Below are 17,575 nucleotides of genomic sequence, written 5' to 3'. Positions count from 1 at the left end.
CGTGCAGTTCCCATGAAGCAGGGCCTCTCGCTTCGCGTCTCGCAGCACCTGGCGCTCACGCCGCAGCTGCAGCAATCGATCCGGCTGCTGCAGCTGTCCACCCTGGAGCTGGCCCAGGAAGTCGAGCAGATGCTGGGCGACAACCCGTTCCTCGAGCTCAATTCCGACGAGGCACCGCGCGAGGAGTTCGGGCTCGACCGCGCCGACACGCCGGCGCCGCAGGACGAGCACGAAGGCGAGTTCGTGCCCGTCGCCGACTTCGGCGGCACCGAGAGCGAACGCACCGCAGCCGGAAGCACCGACGCCGATTCGGCCCCCGTGGACACCGAGCCCACGGACTGGGAAGGCGAGGGCAGCACCGAGGTGATCGCCGACGACGGCGAGTGGGGCGGCGAGGCGCAGGCCCGCCGCAACAACAACGAGCTTGGCGACGACGTCGAGGCCGCCGACATGGCGCATCCGCACGTGTCGCTGCAGGACCACCTGCACCGCCAGGCGCTCGCCTTGCGACTGGCCGACGAGGATCGCGCGGCACTGCGGTTCCTCATCGAGTCGCTCAACGACGACGGCTACCTCGAAGACACGCTGGAAGACCTTGCTGCGGGCCTGGCGCCGGACGACCTGGAGCAGCAGGAGGAACTGGTGCACCGCTTCACGGTGGCGCTGCGCCTGCTGCACCACCTGGAGCCGGCGGGCGTCGGCGCACGGTCGCTGGCCGAGTGCCTGACGCTGCAGCTGAAGGCCCAGCAGGCCGAGCGCCACGACGCCGTGCGCGAGACCGCACTGGCCATCTGCCGTCATCCGATGGACCTGCTGGCGCGCCGTGACGTCAAGCGGCTGGCGGCGCTGTGCAGCGAGCCCGACACGGCGATCAAGGCCGCGATCGGCCTGATCACGCGGCTGGAGCCCAAGCCGGGCCGCCGCTTCGTCAACGTCGAGCGTAACGTGGTAGTGCCCGACGTGCTGGTCACCAAGGTCGGCCGCGGCAACCAGGTTCGGTTCCGTGTGCAGCTCAATCCCGACGTGATGCCGCGGCTGCGGGTGCACGACGTGTACGCGGGCGCGCTCAAGGCGCACCGCGGCGAAGGCCACCAGGCGCTGCAGCAGCGGCTGCAGGAGGCGCGCTGGTTCATCAAGAACATCCAGCAGCGGTTCGACACCATCCTGCGCGTGTCGAACGCCATCGTCGAGCGGCAGAAGAACTTCTTCGTCCACGGCGAGCTGGCGATGCGGCCGCTGGTGCTGCGCGAGATCGCCGACGAACTGGGGCTGCACGAGTCCACCATCTCTCGCGTGACAACCGCCAAGTACATGGCCACGCCATTCGGCACCTACGAGCTGAAGTATTTCTTCGGCTCGGCGCTCGGCACCGAGACCGGCGGCAACGCGTCGTCGACGGCGGTGCGGGCGCTGATCCGGCAGTTCGTCGCCGCCGAGAACGTGATCAAGCCGCTGTCGGACAGCCAGATCTCCGACATGCTCAAGGAGCAGGGCATCGAGTGCGCCCGCCGCACCGTCGCCAAGTACCGCGAGGCGCTGCGCATCTCGCCCGCCAACCTGCGCAAGGCCCTGTAGCCTCCCTGCCATGTCCGACCTGCAACTGTTCCTGCCCTGCGCGGCAGGCGTCGAAGATCTTCTTGCCGATGAAGTGCATTCGCTCACCGGCCTTGCCGGCGACGCGCTGCTCGTCGGCCGCGGCGGCGTCGAGGTGCATGCGCCCTGGCGCGAGGCCTTGCGCCTGAACCTGCACAGCCGGCTGGCGCAGCGCGTCCTGGTGCAGCTGGTGCATGCACCGTATCGCGCGGAGGACGACCTGTACCAAGCGGCCTCGGCGGTCGCGTGGGAAGCGTGGTTCACGCCACGGCAAAGTTTCAAGGTCGAGATCACCGCGCAGCACAGCCCGCTCAAGAGCCTGAACTTCGCGGCGCTGCGCATCAAGGACGCGGTCGCCGACCGGTTCCGCGCCAAGTCCGGCGTGCGGCCCGACGTCGACACGCAGCGGCCCGAGGTGCGGTTGCACGTCCATCTCACCAGCACGCACTGCACGCTCTACATCGACACCTCGGGCGAGCCGCTGTTCAAGCGCGGCTGGCGCGAGGACAAGGGCGAGGCGCCGCTGAAGGAGACGCTCGCGGCCGCGATGATCGCCGCCAGCGGGTGGGATGCGGCGACGCCGCTGTACGACCCTTGCTGCGGCAGCGGCACCATTGCCATCGAGGCCGCGCAGGTGGCTTGCAATGTCGCACCGGGACTGCGCCGCCGCTTCGGCTTCGAGCGCCTGCTGCCGCACCAGGCCCATGTCTGGGCGCAGTTGAAGCAGGAAGCGCAGGCCGCGCAGCGCGAGCCCGCAGCGCCGGTCTTCGGCAGCGACGTCGCGTTCCGCATGGTCGACTTCGCGGCCCGCAACGCGGAACGCGCCGGCGTCGCGCACGCGGTGCAGTTCCGCGGCGGCGACGCGCTGCAGCGCCTGCCGCCCAGCGAGCGACCCGGCGTGATGCTGGTCAACCCGCCGTACGGCGAGCGCATCGCCACGGCGGGCGTGGCCGGCCGCACGCAGCGCGGACGCGAACGCCCCGAGGCGGGCGATGGCGAGGACTTCTTCGTGCAGCTGGCGGCGCACTGGAAGAAGCACTACGCGGGCTGGACGGCGTGGGTGCTCACGCCCGACCTGAAACTGCCTTCGCACATGCGGCTGAAGGAGTCGCGGCGCGTTCCGATGTGGAACGGCCCGATCGAATGCCGCCTGTTCCGCTTCGACATGGTGGCCGGTTCGGCCCGCGCGCGCGATGCAGCCGCTGGTGCTTGACACCAACGTGGTGCTGGACGCCTTCGTCTTCGACGACGAGGACGCGCAGCCGTTGCAGCCCGCGCTCGAGTCGGGGCGCCTGCAGTGGCTCGCGACGGCGGCCATGCGCGAGGAGCTCGCGCGCGTGCTCGGCTATCCGCGCATCGTGCCGCGGCTGGCGTTCTACGGGCTCGACGCCGCGCAGGTGCTGGCGCACTTCGACCGCTTCGCACACGTGGTGGATGAGCCGGACAAGGCTCCGGCCACCTGTGCCGATCCCGACGACCAGAAGTTCATCGACCTTGCCGTGGCCCGCGGCGCGCTGCTCCTGTCACGCGATGCCGCCGTGCTGTCCATGAAGAACCGGCTGGCGCGTCTCGACGTCGCGGTGCGCGCGGCGCTCGGCCCCCAGCCCTCGCCTGTCCCATGACGACCACCAGCCCCGACGACAAGCCCCTCGGTCCCGACGACTTCGATGCCCAGGATGCCGTGCTCGACCAGCTGCGCGAGCAGGACGAGCTGACACCCGACTGGGAGTTCTGCGAGGGCTTCCTGGCCGCGCTGGTGTGCTGCCGCCGCGAGATTCCGCCGGAGGAGTACTGGCCGGTGCTGCTGGGCGAGCGCTTCGCGCCGATGACGCAGATGGAGTTCGTCTGGCGCTGGCGGCGGCGCTGGCAGGAGGTGGCCGCTGCACTCGATGTCGACGTGGACACGCTCGAGGACGAGCGCTCCTACCAGCCGGAAGTGCTGGATGTCCGGGGCGCGATGCTGGCGTTGCCGGAAGAAGAGCGGGCCCAGGCCGACATCGCGCAACTGCCGTCGTTCGCCGAAGCATGGGCCCACGGCTTCCTGCATGCGGTGCACAGCTGGCCCGACGACTGGGCCGCGCCGCGTGACCGCGAGGCCGCCGACATCCTGCGCGACGCGGTGGATGCGATCGGCGAGCTGGCGCGTCCCGACACCGGGAAACCGGTGTTGAACATGCACACGGAAGACGGTCCGCCGAGCGTCAGCGACGCGCGCTTCGACGCCTTCGGAGAGGCGTTGTGGGCGGTGTACGACCTGCGCCAGCTCTGGAAGAGCCTCGGGCCGCGGGTGGCCACCGTCCGCAAGGCCCCCGAGCCTGGCCGCAACGATCCGTGCCCGTGCGGCAGCGGGAAGAAGTACAAGAAGTGCCACGGAGCCTGAGGCTCCGCGTCGTCACTTCTTCCCGGACGCCTCGCGCTCCTTCATGATGGCTTCGCGGTCGGCCGGGTCGTACGCGATGCCGCCACAGCGGGAGTTGTAGGCGCTCAGGTCCTTGTTGAGGGACTCGGCATCGGGCCCGAACTTCTCGGACTCGGCCTTCGCGGCCGCCGCCTTGCGGTCGTACGCCGCCTTGCGACGCTCCAGCCGGTCGCGCGACATGCCCAGCATGCTGGAGCTCTTCTCCTGGCGGTCGATCTCGCGCTGGATCTCCTCGCCTTCCGTCTTCAGCTCCTCGTTCGCGGCATTGAGCTGCGCCGAGCGTGTCTTGAGCGCCTCGCTGCGCGCCTTGATGCTGTCGGCGGTGTCGAGGCAGGTGCGCAGCTCGTTGCGGTCGACCTTGCGCGTGGCGGCGGTCTGGGCCTGGGCAAGCGACACCGACAGGGCGGCGACGGCCAGGGTGGTGGCGTGGAGGAGATGCTTGTTCATGGGCCGCGATGCTAGCGGCAATGCCGCGTCCGCGGCCCCGGACCTTCCCGGGATCAGGAGGGCTCGGCCTGCACCAGCGCCAGCAGGCGGGTCAGTGCGTGGCGCACCGTCGCTTCACGCACCGCGTAACGGTCGCCGTCGAACTGGCGCAACTCGCTGGAAAGGCGCCCGCCCACCGAGAAGCCGAACCACACGGTGCCCACCGGCTTGTCGGTGCTGCCACCGGTGGGACCGGCGATGCCGGTGACGGCGACGCTGGCCTGCGCATGCGAGTGGCGCAACGCCCCGAATGCCATGGCGCGCGCGACCACTTCGCTCACGGCGCCGTGCGAGGCGATGGCGGCCGGGTCCACGTGCAGCAGCTCGCTCTTGGCCTCGTTGGAGTAGGTGACGAAGCCGCGCTCGAACCAGGCGCTCGAGCCTGCCAGGTCGGTGCAGGACGCCGCGATGAGGCCGCCGGTGCAGCTTTCCGCCGTCGCCATGCGCCAGCGGCGGTCCAGCAGTGCCTGGGCCAGTCGCGCGCACAACGCGTGCACGGTCGCGTTCATGCGAGCGTCCTCCACAAGGCGATGACGAGGAGGGTGCAGAACGCGGCCACCAGGTCGTCCAGCACGATGCCGAGGCCGCCGCGCCAGCCGAATCCATGGAACAGGTTGTCGGCCCATCCCACCGGGCCGGGCTTGGCGGCGTCGAAGAAACGGAACAGCGCGAAGGCGATCAGCTGGGCCAGGAGCCCCGCGGGCAGCAGCAGCCAGAGCACCAGCCAGAACGCCACGACCTCGTCGATCACGATGCTGCCGGGGTCCATCACCGCGAGGTGGCGTGCCGTCACCGTGCTGGACCACCAGGCGACGGGCAGGCTCGCGAACACGATCCAGCCGATGGTGGCGGGCGTGAACCAGGTCTGCAGCACGAGGAATGCGACCCAGGCCCAGAGGGTGCCGACGGTCCCCGCGGCGACGGGGCTCAGGCCGGCACCGAACGCGAACGCCAGCAGGTGCGCCGGATGCGCGAACAGCATCCGCAGCGTGGGGCGTGCGGCAGGAGGTGGCATGGCGCGCATGCGGCGATGGTAGCGGCGGCGACCGCGTGCGTGCCTAGTGCGGACAGGGTCCGTGCTGGCGCCGGAACGCGCGCGGCTCCAGCGGCCGCGGCTGCGACCACAGGCCGCGGTGCGCCTCGCGTGCCTGCGCCTGCAGCGCGGCATACACGCCGGGCCGGTGCTGGAACCCCGGCGACCAGGCGAGGCCGTTGACGACCAGCCAGCCGCCGACGTCGCGGCCATCGACCGACAGGCGCGCCAGCACGCGGCCGTAGGCATCGCGGGCATGTTCGTCGACCAGCACGCGGCGCCCCAGCACCAGCTTGCGCAGCGCGTCGCGCGACTGCACGCCCCAGCGCTGGCAGATCTCCGGCGCATCGATGCCCTGGATGCGGATGTCGACGCCCGCATCGCCCGAGGATCGGCGCACCCACAGCGTGTCGCCATCGACGACGGACGTCACGACCGCGCGGTACGCGCGCGCCGCCGCAGGCAGCGGCAGCGCCAGCGCGGCAAGCAGCCAGGGAAGTGCGAGCAGCCGCCACATGGCGCCGCAACGGCCCACGTCGGCTGCGTGCCGACTTGGGTTCATGGTTGGCCTACGCGAAATGGTCGAAGCTCCGCGCCGGCATGGCCACGGGGCGGCCTCGTGCATCGACCAGCCTGCAGCCGGGGGCGGCCTCGATGGAACCGATGCGGGTGACGGCCGTGCCGGAAGCCTGCCCTGCGGTCATGACCGCTTCGCGTTGGTCCGGGCTGGCGGTGAATGCCAGTTCGTAGTCGTCGCCGCCGGCCAGCACCCACGCGAGCAGCTGGTCGTCCGGTGGCAGGGCTGGCGCGTTCGTCTGCCGGGCCGCGAGCAGGCCGAGCGCCACGTCGGTGTCGATGCGCGCGCCGACGCCCGACTGCTGCAGCACATGGCCGATGTCGCCCAGCAGCCCATCGCTCACGTCGATGGTGGAACTCGCGATGCCGCGCAGGGCTTGCCCGAGTGCGACGCGCGGCGTCGGTTGCTCCAGGCGGTCACGCGCCGCTGCAAGCATCGGCGCGGGCAATGGCACCGATCCGCGCAGCGCTTCCAGTCCCAGCCGTGCATCGCCCAGCGTGCCGCTCACGTAGAGGTCATCGCCCAGCCGTGCGCCGGAGCGCAGCAGCGCCTGTCCGGTCGGCACTTCACCGAACACGGTGATGCAGATGGCCAGAGGTCCGCGCGTGGTGTCGCCGCCGACCAGCGCGCAGCCATGCGCATCGGCGAGGGCCAGCAGGCCGCGCGCGAACGGCGCAAGCCACGCTTCGTCCGCGGCCGGCAGGGCGAGTGCGAGGGTGAAGGCGAGTGGCCGTGCACCGCACGCGGCCAGGTCGCTGAGGTTGACGGCCAGCGCCTTGTGGCCCAGCCGCTGCGGGTCGACATCGGCAAAGAAGTGGCGGCCTTCGAGCAGCAGGTCGGACGACACCGCCAGCTGCATGCCGGGTTGCGGTGCGAGCAGCGCGCAATCGTCACCGATGCCCAATGCCACGCCGCGTCCGGCGGCCGGGCGCCGGAAGAAGCGGTCGATCAGCTCGAATTCGCCCATGGGTGCGCGAGCATACGCGCACCCGCTGGAACGTCAGATGCGGGTCGAGCGGCCGCGGATCAGGCCGTAGATGACCAGCAGCACCACGGCGCCGATGACGGAGGCGATCCAGCCGGCCGGCTGGTCGGCCGTGTACAGGCCCATGGCCTGGCCCGCATAGCGGGCGATGAAGGCGCCGGCGATGCCCAGCAGCGTGGTCATGATGAGGCCCATGCGGTCGTCGCCCGGCTTGATGGCCCGGGCGATCAGGCCGACGATGAAGCCGACGACGATGGTTCCAATGATCGACATCGAGGACTCCTGCGGTCGTGGTGTGGATGCAGCGGATGGTGGAACCGCCCAGGCGTGCCCCGCGTAGGACGAGCGCCGCTGTGCGATTAGGAGCGCCGTCCCTGCGGACCGCGGAAACGCTGCGCGCCCTGCCGCACCACTTCGGCCAGCAGCCGCTCGCGTGACTGCCGCTGGCGCAGCCAGCGCGCGTCGTTCGCGCCCTGTTCCACGTCCCGGGCCAGCATCTCGAGCGCGGGCCCGGCGCCCAGTGCCTCCGCATGCGGCGCCAGTCCGCGAAGCGTGGCCAGCAGGTGGTCGCGCAGCGGCTGATGGCGCCCGGTCGCCGGCTCGACGTACACCGCCTCCAGCCCGAACCGGCAGGCCTGGAAGCGGTTGTATGTGTAGACCATGTAGTCGTCCTCCTGCGGCATGAACGGCTGCTCCTGCAGGAACCAGGCCCCCAGCGCCTGCACGAAGGCCGCCAAGGCCGCGGCGCGTTCCACGGTGAGGGGCGTGTCGAACACCCGGATCTCGATCGTCCCGTACTCCGGCTTGGGACGGATGTCCCAGTAGAAGTCCTTCATGCTGCGCACCACGCCGGTCCGCGTGCTCCTGGCGAAGAACGCCTCGAACGCCTGCCAGGACAGCGTGAACGGCGCCCGGCCCGACATGGGGAACGCGGACACCGAATTGAGCCGCGCCGAATCGAACTGGGTGTCCTGCCCCTGCACGAAGGGCGAGGAGGCCGACAGCGCGATGAAGTGCGGGATGTAGCGCGACATCCGGTGCAGCATCAGCAGCGCCGCGTCGGGATCGGGACAGCCGACGTGCACGTGCTGGCCGAACACGGTGAACTGCTTGGAGAGGTAGCCGTACAGCGCGGACAGCTCGCGAAAGCGCGGCTTGTCGTAGATGCGCTGGTGGTGCCACAGCTGGAACGGATGCGTGCCACCACCGACGACGGCGATGTTGAGCTTGTCGGCACAACGCAGCAGCGCCTCGCGCAGCTGCGTCAGCTCCTCCAGCACCTGGGTGCCGGAGCGGCACACGCCGGTGGACACCTCGATCATGCTGGAGGTCATCTCGGGCACCACCGCGCCGGGCCACTGCAGCCTGGCCATCAGGCGCAGCATCTCGTCGGAGTAGGGCGCCAGGTCGTAGTCGTGGGTGTTCACGAGCTGCAGCTCGAGCTCGACGCCCAGCGTCAACGGCTCCGACGCGCGAAAAGGCTCCAGGGCCGGCGGGGCAGAGGGCGCATCGCCGGCCGGCGTGATGTCGGGCGGACGCGGCTCAGCCATCCTGCGCTTCGGTCACGACCGTCCTTGCATCGCCGCGCGAGGTCTCGCGCGCCAGATGGATCACCAGCGTGGCGACGATCGCCCCCAGCACCTCCAGCAGCAGGATCGCCGGCAGGGCGATCGCGGCGATGCGCGGGCCGAGCGTCACGGAGGCGGAGGCGAACTGCGACACCAGGAGCAGCGCGAGCGAGGACATCGGCGTCATGGCCCAGCCGGTGAGGACCGCCTGGTGCCAGCGCATCCCGCTGCCGTGGTTGGCGGCGGTCACGCCCAGCACCTTGGCCAGCCCGCGTGCCACCACCAGGGCGACGACGGCGCTGGCCAGGAACGGATCCCAGCCCGCCTGCGCAGCCACCACGCCGACCAGCACGAAGGTGAGCATGACCAGCACCGACGAGGCGGCTCCCAGCTGGCGGGCCAGCGCCCAGGGGCGCGAATGCAGTTGCTTGAGCAGCAGACCTGCGAGCAGCGCTGCCAGTGGCGCGGAGCCGCCCAGGTACGACGCGATGGCGATGCCGGCCGCGATGGTGGTGACCAGCAGCACCGACGTGTTCTCGCTGTTGGGGCTCATCACGTACAGCGCCAGGCGCAACACCACGGCCATCGCCATCGCAACCAGCACCGAGAGGCCGAGCACCACCGCGATCGGCAGCAGCAGTTCGACCCAGTTGGTCTCCTCGCGCTGCAGCATGCCCACGCGCGCCGCGACCAGTGCCATCGCATAGAGCGCGCCCAGCGTGGCGAGCACCAGGGTGCGTTCGGTGACCGGCCCGGCCGCACGCAGGTCGGTGGCGACGCGGTTCAGCACCGACGGCGAGGACACGATCGCCACCAGGGCAAGCGCGTCGGCGATGGATTCGCGCACCTCCAGCCAGCGCAGCGCGGCGTAGACCAGCGCATAGGTGAGTGCCGCCTCGAACAGGCTCTGCAGCAGCACCATCGGGTTGTGGCGGAACCAGCGTAGCGCGATGCGACCGCCGGTCTCGAACAGCACCAGCGACACGCCCAGCTCCAGCAGGAACAGCCCGACGCCCTGCAGCGGCCAGTCCATGCCGCTGAATCCGGCAAAGCCTGCGCCGACGCCGACGCCGGCGTAGCCCACCACCTTGGGCAGGGCCATGCGGGACTGGACGAGGTGGCCGGCGGCGGCAGCCAGTGCCAGCAGCAGTGACCACTGGACCGTGGGCAGGCCGGCTGAAGGCTTGAGCCACTGGCCCCAGATGGCCGTGATGTCGATCATGGGTGCTTCGCTCGCGGCGCAATGTAGCTGCCGGGTGGAGCTCAGCCCGTAGGACAACGCGCTGACGCGGCCATACGACCCCGCGGCATTGCCGATGGGGGCCGCCCTAGTGCAGCACGCGGCGGCTGCCGTCCTCGAGGAGGAAGGGAGCGATCTCGACTTCGAACCGCTCGCCGTCCTCGGCGACGCAGAAGTAGCTGCCGTGCATCGTGCCGCTCGGCGTGCGCAGGCGAGCGCCGCTGGTGTACTGGAACGACTGGCCCGGCTGCAGCAGCGGCTGGTGCCCCACCACGCCCAGTCCCTTCACCTCCTCGATCTTGCCGGCCGCATCGGTGATGAGCCAGTGGCGCGAGATGAGCTGCGCCGCGATCTCGCCGGCGTTGGTGATGGTGATCGTGTACGAGAAGCTGAACACGCCCTGCGAGGGGTCAGACTGCTCGGGAAGGAACGCGGGCTGGACCTCGACGCGGAACTGGTAGCGGGGCATCGGGCGATCTTACGTGCGCAGGGATGCCGGTGCCCATTTGCGAGAATCGGCGCCATGAGCACCACGTACCGCATCGCGCCGTCGATCCTTTCCGCCGACTTCGCCCGGCTGGGCGACGAGGTTCGCAACGTGCTGGCGGCGGGCGCGGACTGGATCCACTTCGACGTGATGGACAACCACTACGTACCCAACCTCACCTTCGGGCCGATGGTGTGCTCGGCCCTGAAGCCGCATGCCAAGCGGCCGGATGGCTCACCGGCGCCGATCGACGTGCACCTGATGGTGCAACCGGTCGATGCCCTCGCACAGGCGTTCGCGCAGGCCGGTGCCGACTACATCTCGTTCCACCCCGATGCCTCCACGCACGCGCACCGCAGCGTGCAGGCGATCAAGGCGGCAGGCTGCAAGGCCGGCCTGGTGTTCAACCCGGCGGCACCGCTGGACGTGCTGGACTGGCTGGTGGAGGACATCGACCTTGTCCTGATCATGAGCGTCAACCCCGGCTTCGGCGGGCAGGGCTTCATCGACTCGGCGCTGCGCAAGGTCGAGCAGGCTCGCAAGCGCATCGACGCGAGCGGCCGCGACATCCGGCTCGAAGTGGACGGCGGCATCAAGGGTGACAACATCGCGCGCGTCGCCGCTGCCGGCGCCGACACCTTCGTCGCCGGCAGCGCGATCTTCGGCAAGCCCGACTACAAGTCCATCATCGACGGCATGCGCGCCGCGCTGCGGGCCTGAAGCCACTTCAGGGGCGGAACTTCTTCTGCCCGTCGGGCAGGTCCTCGCGCAGCTTGTCGTAGGTGGCGTCGAGCTCGGCGCCCTTGCTGGTGTCGGCGACGCCGCGTTCGGCGTCCTTCTGGGCCGCGCGGCCCACGCGCTCGTTCGACGGCTCCATCTTCGGCTGTTCGTCGGCCGACTCGTCGCGCTCGTGCGGCATCCGCGGCACCGGGTGCTGGTCCTCGCCCTGCGCCATCGTGGTGTTGCCCTTGCCGGCCACGGGTTTGTCGGTGCCCAGGCCCGTGTCGGGCGGGTTGGTCATGCGCTCGCGCATCGTGTGTCCTTGTCCAGGGTCTCGGTGGCTCGATGCTCGCGCCGTTGCGGCGCCGGATGGGTAGGACGCCGGCGCCGGGGAGCGACCCCGCACGCTGTCGGCCATGTCCTACGGCGGCAGCCGGTGCTGTCGGACAAACCCGCCCGCTGCCCGGCTACGGGGGTGTCCCCATGAGCTAGCTAAGCTGGCTCTCCACGTTGAGAGCGGACACGAAGGAGACTGATGCCATGGACATGATCGCCGCGGTTCCCGAATGGCTGGTCTGGTGTGCCGCCTCCGCCGCCGGTGCGCTCGCACTGACGCTGGTGGTCAACACCATCGAAGCCGCGCTCGACCTCGAGACCTGAGCCGAACAGAACGACCGCGCCCGGACCGACCGGCCCCGCGGCCCCAGGGGAGCATCCATGGCCCAGTCCAAGCCGGACGCCACGCGCAAGCCGAAGTCCGGAGACGCTGCTGCCGCCAAGCAGAAGCAGCTCGACACCTTCACCCAGACCCACGAGCCGGTCCTCACCACCAACCAGGGCGTGGTCGTGAGCGACGACCACAACTCGCTGCGCGCCGGCCTGCGCGGCCCCACGCTGCTGGAAGACTTCCTGCTGCGCGAGAAGCTCACGGCGTTCGACCATGAGCGCATTCCCGAGCGCGTGGTGCATGCCCGCGGCACCGGCGCGCACGGCTATTTCGAGCTCACCAAGCCGATGGGCCAGTACACCCGCGCCGACTTCCTGCAGGAGGCCGGCTTGCGCACGCCGGTGTTCGTGCGCTTCTCCAACGTCGCCGGTGAGCGGGGATCGTCCGACACGGTGCGCGACCTGCGCGGCTTCGCGGTCAAGTTCTACACCCGCGAGGGCAACTACGACCTGGTGGGCGCGAACGTGCCGGTGTTCTTCATCCAGGACGCGATCAAGTTCCCCGACCTGATGCACGCCTGGAAGCCCGAGCCGCACCACGGCATGCCGCAGGCCTCGAGCGGGCACGACACGTTCTGGGATTTCGTGTCGCTGATGCCCGAGACCACGCACGCGCTGCTGTGGCTGATGTCCGACCGCGGCGTGCCGCGCAGCCTTCGGATGATGGAAGGATTCGGCGTGCACACCTTCCGGTTCATCAACGCGCACGGCGCCGCGCACTACGTCAAGTTCCACTGGAAGCCGAAGCAGGGGCGCCATGCGCTGTGCGCCGAGGAGGCGCGCAAGATCGCCGGCCAGGACCCGGACTTCCATCGGCGCGACCTCTGGGACGCGATCGCGCGCGGCCACTGCCCGGAGTGGGAGCTGGGCGTGCAGATGGTGGAGGAGGGGCGCGAGCAGCAGCTCGGGTTCGACCTGCTTGACCCCACCAAGCTGATCCCCGAGGAGCTGGTGCCGGTGCAGGTGATCGGCCGGCTGGTGCTCAATCGCAATCCGGACAACCACTTCGCCGAGACCGAGCAGGTGGCGTTCCGTCCCGGCCACCTGGTGCCCGGCATCGACTTCACCGCCGACCCGCTGCTGCAGGGCCGCCTGTTCTCGTACATGGACACCCAGCTCACGCGGCTTGGTGGCCCGAACAGCCACGAGCTGCCGATCAACCGCAGCCTGTGCCCGTTCCACAACTACCAGCGCGACGGCCGTCATCGCAGCACGATCGCGCGCGGTGCGGTGAGCTACGAGCCGAACAGCCTGGCCACCGGATCGGAGTTCCGCGTCGATGGCGGCCAGCAGGGATTCCAGAGCTATGAGGAGCCGCTGGAGTCGCCGAAGGTGCGCCGGCGCAGCCCGAGCTTCGACGACCATTTCAGCCAGGCCACGCTGTTCTGGAACAGCCAGAGCCCGGCCGAGAAGGAGCACATCGTCAGCGCGTTCCAGTACGACCTGTCGCGGGTGCAGGTGCCGGCGATCCGCCAGCGCGTCGTGGACAACCTGGCGCATGTCGACGCGCGACTGGCGCGCAAGGTGGCCGAGCCGCTGGCGCTGGCCGTGCCGGACCCCAAGGCAGCGGCGGGACGCGCCGGCTTCCGTGAGAGCAAGGCCAAGCTCGCGATCGAGGCTTCGCCCGCGCTGAGCATGGAAGGCTCGAACGGCGGCATCGCCACGCGCCGGATCGCGGTGCTCGCGGCAACCGGCGTGGAGATCGGCGCCTTGAAGATCATCCAGCAGGCACTCACCGACGCGGGCGCGCTGTGCTGCGTGATCGCCGACCACCTGGGCGTGGTGTCGACGTCCTCGGGCCAGCAACTGCCGGTGGATCATTGCTTCATGGGCACGTCATCGGTGCTGTTCGATGCCGTGCTGGTGCCAGGCGGCGCGCCGCACGCCGAGGCCCTGGCGCGCAACGGCAACGCCGTGCATTTCCTGCTGGAGGCATACCGGCACTGCAAGCCGATCTGCCTGATCGGGCCGGCGACGGAGCTGCTGCGCGCGGGCGGCATCGACGTGTCGGACCAGCCTCCGGCGGGCGTGCTGGTCGGCAACGGCGACCCGACAACACGCGTGCCCCTCGCGCAGGAGTTCGTGGCCGCCATCGCGCGGCACCGGCACTGGGCGCGCAGCCCGCTGGACACGGTGCCGGCCTGACGCCGTCCGCGTGCTTCGCTGGCACGACCGGTGCTGGTGCACACTCGTCCGATGCTTCTTCCCAACGACCTCGCGGCCGCGATCCTCGACCTCGATGGCACCCTGGTGCACACGCTGGGTGACTTCAGCGCGGCACTGGCGGCCGTGCACGAGGAGCTCGGGCTGCGCGTGATCCCGGCCGGCGACGTCGAGTCGATGGTCGGCAAGGGTTCCGAGCACCTGATCCGCTCGGCCCTGCGGGCTGCAGGTGCGGGCGAGGACCGGTACGACGCCGCCTGGGAGGCCTACCAGCGGCACTACGCGCGCATCAACGGCGAGTTCGCGCCGGTCTACGACGGCGTGCAGGCGGGCCTGCACGTGCTGCGCGAACGGGGCCTGCGCCTGGCCTGCGTGACCAACAAGCCGACGGCGTTCGCGCGCGAGCTGCTGGCGCGCAAGCACCTGGCCGGCTTCTTCGATGCGGTGTTCGGCGGCGATGCGTTCGAGCGCAAGAAGCCGGATCCGCAGCCGCTGCTGGGCGCGTGCGAGGCCCTGCGGAGCGCGCCCGGGCAGACGCTCGTGGTGGGCGATTCCAGCAACGACGCAGCCGCGGCGCGCGCAGCCGGCTGCCCGGTGCTGCTGGTGACCTACGGCTACAACCACGGGGAGCCCGTGCGCGCCGTCGATGCCGACGGCTTTCTCGACTCGCTGGCGGACGTGGCGCGCTGGCTGTAGGCCCCTGCGCCGATGTCAGGCCGGATGGCCGAGCAGCGCGTCCTTCAACTTCCAGTCGGCCGGAACCGGGCCCAGCCAGATGCGTAGGATCGCGTTGAAGAATTCCAGCTCCTTGAACGGATCGCCCTGCTGCACGCCCTTGACGCTGACGATGGTGCCCTTGCCCGGCACCCAGTCGAGCGTGAAGCCATCGCCGGACTTGAGACCCTTGATGTCGCTGAACAGCTGGCTCATGCGCATCACGCCGGGAATGAGCTTGGCGAAGTCCTTGCGGTCCATGTTGTCCTCCATGCCGCGGGCGAACAGCTTGCCCAGCTCGCCCGAGTCGATGTCGCGCAGCATGGTGACCGTCACGCGCTTGGCGCCGGGCATCGCGAGCACCTCCTCGGTGGTGCCCACCTTCTTCGGAAGGTAGAGGGCCGCGGTGTAGACCTTGAACACCGCCTTGTAGCGCGTGCCCGCGCCATTGAGCTGCAGCTTGGCGCCGTACAGGTCCAGCGTGTCGTCGTACTTCACGCCGTTGACCGTCACCTCGGCCTGGGCAGCCGCGGCCACCATGAGCAGTGCAACCGCTGCCCATCTGAATGTCCTGATCCACATACCTCTGCACTCCTCTGTGCGCGAACCCAAGCGCAGTTACGCATTGTTGCATTCGCCTTGGACCAGCGCAACGGGCCGTCGGGGCGCAAGTCGCGTTTGCTACACTGCCCGCGATGTTCTTCCACCGCACCGTGATGACAGGCCGCGCCAGCCGGGGAGCCTGGCCCTGGCGCAAGCCTGTCGACGTGCGTTCCTGATCCGCACGGGGCAGCCCGTGCCCCGCGTCCCACCCGGGACACTTTCGTTGGATGGCGGCCCCGGCCGCGCGAGCTTGTGGAGGCTCACCGTGATCACCGAACTCGAATTCAAGAGCCTGGCCTTGCAGGGCTTCAACCGCATCCCCTTGATTGCGGAAGCCTTTGCCGACCTTGAAACCCCGCTCTCCCTGTATCTCAAGCTGGTCCACGGCAAGGGCAATGGCCGCCACAGCTTCCTGCTGGAGTCGGTGGTCGGCGGCGAGCGCTTCGGCCGCTACAGCTTCATCGGACTGCCGGCCCGCACGCTGCTGCGCGCCACGGGATTCGGCGCCGACGCGGCCACCGAGGTGGTCACCGACGGACAGGTGGTCGAGCGCGTGCGGGGCAACCCGCTGGAGTTCGTCGCCGAATACCAGAAGCGCTTCAAGGTGGCGCTGCGCCCCGGCCTGCCGCGGTTCTGCGGCGGTCTCGCGGGGTACTTCGGCTACGACGTGGTGCGCCACATCGAGAAGAAGCTGGAGAAGTCCTGCCCGCCCGACACGCTGGGCTGCCCCGACATCCTGCTGCTCCAGTGCGAGGAGCTGGCCGTCATCGACAACCTGTCGGGCAAGCTCTACCTGATCGTCTATGCCGATCCCTCGCGTCCCGAGGCGTATGCCAACGGCAAGAAGCGGCTGCGTGAACTGAAGGAGCAGCTGAAGTACTCGGTCAGCGCGCCGCAGGTGCGCCAGACCCAGGGCTATCCGACCGAGCGCGAATTCGCGAAGGCCGATTACCTGGCTGCGGTCGATCGCGCCAAGGAGCTGATCGCCGCCGGCGACTTCATGCAGGTGCAGGTCGGGCAGCGAATCAAGAAGCGCTACACGGAATCGCCGCTGTCGCTCTATCGCGCGCTGCGCTCGCTCAACCCGAGCCCCTACATGTACTACTACGACTTCGGCGAGTTCCAGGTCGTGGGCGCCTCGCCGGAGATCCTGGTGCGGCAGGAGCAGACGCCGGAGGGCCAGAAGGTCACCATCCGGCCGCTGGCCGGCACCCGTCCGCGCGGCGCGACGCCCGAGCAGGACAAGGCGGTGGAGCAGGAGCTGGTGAACGACCCGAAGGAGCGCGCCGAGCACGTGATGCTGATCGACCTGGCGCGCAACGACATCGGCCGCATCGCTAAGGTGGGCAGCGTGAAGGTGACCGAGGCCTTCGCCGTCGAGCGGTACAGCCACGTGATGCACATCGTGAGCAACGTCGAGGGCCTGCTGAACGACGGCATGACCAGCATCGACGTGCTCAAGGCCACCTTCCCGGCAGGCACGCTGACCGGCGCGCCGAAGGTGCACGCGATGGAACTGATCGACCAGCTGGAGCCGAGCAAGCGCGGCCTCTATGGCGGCGCGTGCGGGTACCTCAGTTATGCGGGCGACATGGACGTCGCGATCGCCATCCGCACCGGCATCGTCAAGGACCAGACGCTCTATGTGCAGGCCGCGGCGGGCGTCGTGGCCGACTCGGTGCCCGAACTCGAATGGAGGGAAACCGAGGCGAAGGCGAGGGCGCTGCTGCGCGCGAGCGAGCTGGTGGAGGAGGGGTTGGAATGACAAGCCAACTTCCGGACGCAGAGGACGCAGAGATTCCGCAGAAGACGCAAAAGGAACAGCCGATTGAAAATGACTGCTCCCACGCGATCATCGGCGCGGCTGTCGAGGTGCAGAGAGTGCTGGGTGTTGGGCTTCTCGAGAGCGCTTACGACGCAGCTCTCGCCATTGAGCTTCGGGAGCGCGGGCTGAAGTTCCAGCGCGAAGTGCCAATGTCCGGCAAGTACAAGGGGCACGACATTGGGCTCGCGTACCGTGCGGACTTCATCGTCGAACAAGCCGTCATCGTGGAGGCCAAGGCGGTGGATGTGCTTGCCGACATTCATCGCTCCCAACTGCTCTCGTACCTCCGCCTCTCTGGCCTGAGGCTCGGCCTCCTCATCAACTTTCACGCATTCCCTGTCGTCAAGGGCATCCAGCGGCTCGTGAACAAGCTATGAAAGTTCTTCCTGTCTTGTTCTGCGTTCTCTGCGGAACTTCTGCGCCCTCTGCGTCCGGT

At 69.5% G+C, this 17,575-nt stretch carries 20 protein-coding genes; 9 read left to right on the top strand and 11 right to left on the bottom strand.

Annotated features, from left to right (window positions below):
- Positions 1-12 precede the first annotated feature (12 nt).
- Genes ACPWT1_RS03340 through ACPWT1_RS03325 form a run of 4 tightly spaced genes read left to right on the top strand, consistent with a single transcriptional unit; the run spans position 13 to position 3,973 of the window.
- Positions 13-1,575 carry an RNA polymerase factor sigma-54 gene (locus tag ACPWT1_RS03340; RefSeq protein ID WP_427914001.1) on the top strand — a complete coding sequence of 521 codons (1,563 nt, stop codon included), beginning with the start codon at positions 13-15 and terminating at the stop codon, positions 1,573-1,575.
- A 10-nt stretch (positions 1,576-1,585) separates the two neighbouring features.
- A complete protein-coding gene (locus tag ACPWT1_RS03335) occupies positions 1,586-2,806 on the top strand; it encodes a THUMP domain-containing class I SAM-dependent RNA methyltransferase (RefSeq protein ID WP_427914000.1) in 1,221 nt (406 codons plus the stop codon).
- Entirely contained in the window at positions 2,787-3,215 is a 429-nt protein-coding gene (locus tag ACPWT1_RS03330; protein ID WP_427913999.1) for a PIN domain-containing protein, read from the top strand. Before ACPWT1_RS03335 ends, ACPWT1_RS03330 begins: the two co-directional genes overlap by 20 nt.
- The gene (locus ACPWT1_RS03325; protein WP_427913998.1) at positions 3,212-3,973 is read left to right on the top strand and encodes a UPF0149 family protein; all 762 of its coding nucleotides are present in this window, start codon (positions 3,212-3,214) and stop codon (positions 3,971-3,973) included. Before ACPWT1_RS03330 ends, ACPWT1_RS03325 begins: the two co-directional genes overlap by 4 nt.
- A 12-nt stretch (positions 3,974-3,985) precedes the next feature.
- On the opposite strand, the gene ACPWT1_RS03320 is transcribed toward ACPWT1_RS03325, so the two are convergent.
- The 9 genes from ACPWT1_RS03320 to apaG form a co-directional block, all read right to left on the bottom strand.
- Entirely contained in the window at positions 3,986-4,459 is a 474-nt protein-coding gene (locus ACPWT1_RS03320) for a hypothetical protein (RefSeq protein WP_427913997.1), read from the bottom strand.
- Between the two features lie 53 nt (positions 4,460-4,512).
- Positions 4,513-5,007, bottom strand: coding sequence for a CinA family protein (locus ACPWT1_RS03315; RefSeq protein ID WP_427913996.1), 495 nt, complete (start codon positions 5,005-5,007; stop codon positions 4,513-4,515).
- On the bottom strand, positions 5,004-5,513 hold the full coding sequence (locus ACPWT1_RS03310; RefSeq protein WP_427915499.1) for a phosphatidylglycerophosphatase A family protein: 510 nt from the start codon (positions 5,511-5,513) through the stop codon (positions 5,004-5,006). The genes ACPWT1_RS03315 and ACPWT1_RS03310 overlap by 4 nt, the downstream gene beginning before the upstream one ends.
- 43 nt (positions 5,514-5,556) lie before the next feature.
- Positions 5,557-6,093: a thermonuclease family protein gene (locus ACPWT1_RS03305; protein ID WP_427913995.1), complete on the bottom strand. Its 537-nt coding sequence runs from the start codon at positions 6,091-6,093 to the stop codon at positions 5,557-5,559.
- Positions 6,094-6,100: 7 nt separating this feature from the next.
- The gene (thiL, locus tag ACPWT1_RS03300; RefSeq protein WP_427913994.1) at positions 6,101-7,075 is read right to left on the bottom strand and encodes a thiamine-phosphate kinase; all 975 of its coding nucleotides are present in this window, start codon (positions 7,073-7,075) and stop codon (positions 6,101-6,103) included.
- A gap of 33 nt (positions 7,076-7,108) precedes the next feature.
- The gene (locus ACPWT1_RS03295) at positions 7,109-7,366 is read right to left on the bottom strand and encodes a GlsB/YeaQ/YmgE family stress response membrane protein (RefSeq protein WP_427913993.1); all 258 of its coding nucleotides are present in this window, start codon (positions 7,364-7,366) and stop codon (positions 7,109-7,111) included.
- Positions 7,367-7,452: 86 nt separating this feature from the next.
- Entirely contained in the window at positions 7,453-8,643 is a 1,191-nt protein-coding gene (locus tag ACPWT1_RS03290) for a YbdK family carboxylate-amine ligase (RefSeq protein WP_427913992.1), read from the bottom strand.
- A complete protein-coding gene (locus tag ACPWT1_RS03285; RefSeq protein WP_427913991.1) occupies positions 8,636-9,883 on the bottom strand; it encodes a cation:proton antiporter in 1,248 nt (415 codons plus the stop codon). The genes ACPWT1_RS03290 and ACPWT1_RS03285 overlap by 8 nt, the downstream gene beginning before the upstream one ends.
- 106 nt (positions 9,884-9,989) lie before the next feature.
- Positions 9,990-10,370, bottom strand: a complete 381-nt coding sequence (gene apaG, locus ACPWT1_RS03280; RefSeq protein WP_427913990.1) for a Co2+/Mg2+ efflux protein ApaG — start codon at positions 10,368-10,370, stop codon at positions 9,990-9,992.
- Between the two features lie 54 nt (positions 10,371-10,424).
- On the opposite strand from apaG, the gene rpe reads away from it, so the two are divergent.
- A complete protein-coding gene (rpe, locus tag ACPWT1_RS03275; RefSeq protein ID WP_427913989.1) occupies positions 10,425-11,108 on the top strand; it encodes a ribulose-phosphate 3-epimerase in 684 nt (227 codons plus the stop codon).
- Between the two features lie 7 nt (positions 11,109-11,115).
- Here rpe and ACPWT1_RS03270 read toward each other — a convergent pair whose 3' ends face one another.
- Entirely contained in the window at positions 11,116-11,409 is a 294-nt protein-coding gene (locus ACPWT1_RS03270) for a hypothetical protein (RefSeq protein WP_427913988.1), read from the bottom strand.
- Between the two features lie 416 nt (positions 11,410-11,825).
- On the opposite strand from ACPWT1_RS03270, the gene ACPWT1_RS03265 reads away from it, so the two are divergent.
- Both ACPWT1_RS03265 and gph read left to right on the top strand, forming a co-directional pair.
- Entirely contained in the window at positions 11,826-13,979 is a 2,154-nt protein-coding gene (locus ACPWT1_RS03265; protein WP_427913987.1) for a catalase, read from the top strand.
- A 51-nt stretch (positions 13,980-14,030) separates the two neighbouring features.
- Positions 14,031-14,693 (top strand): phosphoglycolate phosphatase, encoded by a 663-nt coding sequence (gene gph, locus ACPWT1_RS03260; RefSeq protein ID WP_427913986.1) that lies wholly within the window; start codon positions 14,031-14,033, stop codon positions 14,691-14,693.
- Positions 14,694-14,708: 15 nt separating this feature from the next.
- Here the strand turns inward: gph and ACPWT1_RS03255 are convergent, their stop codons facing one another.
- Positions 14,709-15,251, bottom strand: coding sequence for a chalcone isomerase family protein (locus tag ACPWT1_RS03255; RefSeq protein WP_427913985.1), 543 nt, complete (start codon positions 15,249-15,251; stop codon positions 14,709-14,711).
- A gap of 328 nt (positions 15,252-15,579) precedes the next feature.
- Here ACPWT1_RS03255 and trpE point away from each other — a divergent pair, with 328 nt between their 5' ends.
- Together trpE and ACPWT1_RS03245 are read left to right on the top strand one after the other, a co-directional pair.
- Complete coding sequence (gene trpE, locus ACPWT1_RS03250) at positions 15,580-17,079, top strand: anthranilate synthase component I (protein ID WP_427913984.1); 1,500 nt, start codon at positions 15,580-15,582, stop codon at positions 17,077-17,079.
- On the top strand, positions 17,076-17,516 hold the full coding sequence (locus ACPWT1_RS03245; RefSeq protein ID WP_427913983.1) for a GxxExxY protein: 441 nt from the start codon (positions 17,076-17,078) through the stop codon (positions 17,514-17,516). The genes trpE and ACPWT1_RS03245 overlap by 4 nt, the downstream gene beginning before the upstream one ends.
- Positions 17,517-17,575 lie beyond the last annotated feature (59 nt).

Source organism: Ramlibacter sp. MMS24-I3-19 (assembly GCF_050320135.1).
GTDB lineage: Bacteria > Pseudomonadota > Gammaproteobacteria > Burkholderiales > Burkholderiaceae_C > Ramlibacter.
The sequence above is the reverse complement of the archived record's forward strand: the minus strand, read 5'-3'. Positions and strand labels throughout refer to the sequence as shown.